Raw genomic sequence first — 2,000 nt, forward strand, 5'->3', positions numbered from 1 at the left:
GAACTGGATCGCACTGCGGGCCATGGCCGGACTGGTATTTGTGTACCAGTCTATGGGCTCAGGTCCTGCGCTGCGGAGCGAGCTGGGTAATCAAGTGGCGACATCACCACCCGTGACTTCATCCGCGGCCTGCTGCTCTCCCGCAAGTTTCGCGAGGGCTTCTACCGCTGCAACAGCAATTACAGGGTGGTAGAGCAGCTGGTCGGCCGGGTGCTGGGTCGCGATGTACACGGCGATCAGGAGCGCATTGCCTGGTCGATCGTGATCGCCAACCAGGGCCTGGAGGGTCTGGTGGATGCCCTGCTCAATTCGCCGGAGTACCTCGAGGCGTTCGGCACCGAGGAGGTGCCCTATCAGCGCTCGCGGGTGCTGGCGGGTCGGGCCCAGGGCCAGCTGCCGTTCACCCAGAAGGCCCCCCGCTACGACGCCTATTGGCGTGACATCAGCGCCCGTCGGGCCCCGGCCGATCCCACGGGCCGCGCTGGCGCCCAGTTCAGTGGCGAGCAGATCTCACCGGCCTGGGTTGGCGGCAAGCCTCCCAAGTTCGCCCAGACCCTCTGGCTGGCCCTGGCCGCCATCGGCGGCCTGGAGCTGGTGAGGATCCTGATCACCACCGCGGCGGCAATGCTCAGCACGGGCTCGGCCGGCTGAGGTCCGCGAAACCGAGCGGCTGCCCTCAGGCGCTCATCTCATCCATGAAGGGCTGCTCCTCGTCTTCGGGGAACGGATCGTGCTCCTCCGCCTCGGTGGGGGAGCTTTCCGCATAGGTGGGCACACTGCTCAGATGGAGGTGGGGATGGCCACCATCACCGCGGTGCTCAACGCTCTGTGACGTCAGCAGGTCTTCGAGTCGGGCGATCCGCTCCTCGGTGAGGGCGAGGATCTCGCCGGTGTGGTCCAGGCCGGTATCCGCCTCGGAACGGCCGGCCTGAACGGTGAGATGCTCCTCGATCAGGTTGAGGCGCTCCTCGAGATCGAGCAGCCGCAGGGTCAGGCTCTCCCCCACCTGGCTGAGGGCCTGGAGCTGCTCGCTGATCCGGTGCTGGAGCGTGACGGAGACAGGGGCAGACATGGCGAGCCCGGTGGTGTTGGGCCGGATGGTATCGGTCCTGTCCGCTGCTGCCAGGGGCTGCGCTGCGGCGGGGGTTTGTAACGTTTATGAAGGGCTGGGCTTGCGGGCAAACTGGACCCATAGGATCCGGCAGCAGCCCTCTGGCTGGCCCCCTTTGGCCTGCCGAGTGAGCCTGTTGCTGCAGCGCTTCCCCGGCGACAGCACCAGCCCACTCCCCAGGCCACCGGACGTGCCTGGCCAGCGCCACCCCCAGCGCCCCTCGGCGCCAGCGCAGGTTGCCTATCCGCGCGGCACCGTTTTCGGTGCTGCCTCCGCCACCCCCTCGGCCCGCCCGCCCATAACTCTCGCCAACGCTGCCTACCTGGGCATCGAGCGTCACACCAACAACCGCGTCAACGAAAACTGGATGTCCGCCTCGTCGGACGACAAAGCATCTGTGATCCCTGCCGGCTATCTGCAGGTTCTCGGCAACCAGTACGTGATGGCCAGTGAGCGCCTTGAAGGTCCGGAATCACTCTTGAAGCGCGGCAACCTGAGCGTGCGCAAGCTCGTGCGTCAGGTGGCCAAGAGCGGTCTGTATCGCAAGCGCTTCTTTGAGAGCAGCAATCCCTACCGCTTCATCGAGCTCAACTTCGAGCACCTGCTGGGCCACGCGCCCCAAAACACGGCAGAGATGCTGCACCACTTCACCATCCTGCAGGAGCAGGGCTACGACGCCGAGATCGACTCTTACTCGACAGCGTCGAGTATCAGGATCGTTTCGGTGAAGAGGGTGTGGCCTATCTCCACGGCTGGCACCACTCCGTGGGTCAGCAGGGTCTGCAGTTCTCCCAGGGCTGCCTAAAAGTGTGCTCAGACCTTGTCACGCAGTGGCGCAACGCCTCCCAGCGCCAGCATCCCCTTGATGTCGTAGGCCAACTCTCTGAGC

General features: G+C 65.5%; 2 protein-coding genes and 1 pseudogene. 2 read left to right on the top strand and 1 reads right to left on the bottom strand.

All coding sequences use genetic code 11. The annotated features are described in order from the left end of the window. Nucleotides 1-102 precede the first annotated feature (102 nt). Nucleotides 103-651 (top strand): phycobilisome rod-core linker polypeptide, encoded by a 549-nt coding sequence (locus CJZ98_RS17570; RefSeq protein WP_269798979.1) that lies wholly within the window; start codon nucleotides 103-105, stop codon nucleotides 649-651. A 25-nt stretch (nucleotides 652-676) separates the two neighbouring features. Here the strand turns inward: CJZ98_RS17570 and CJZ98_RS17575 are convergent, their stop codons facing one another. Beyond that, entirely contained in the window at nucleotides 677-1,072 is a 396-nt protein-coding gene (locus tag CJZ98_RS17575) for a hypothetical protein (RefSeq protein ID WP_094592395.1), read from the bottom strand. Between the two features lie 337 nt (nucleotides 1,073-1,409). Here CJZ98_RS17575 and CJZ98_RS17580 point away from each other — a divergent pair. Continuing rightward, nucleotides 1,410-1,903, top strand: a pseudogene (locus CJZ98_RS17580) (phycobilisome rod-core linker polypeptide); the annotation flags it as partial. Nucleotides 1,904-2,000 lie beyond the last annotated feature (97 nt).

This window comes from Vulcanococcus limneticus LL, from assembly GCF_002252705.1.
GTDB lineage: Bacteria > Cyanobacteriota > Cyanobacteriia > PCC-6307 > Cyanobiaceae > Vulcanococcus > Vulcanococcus limneticus.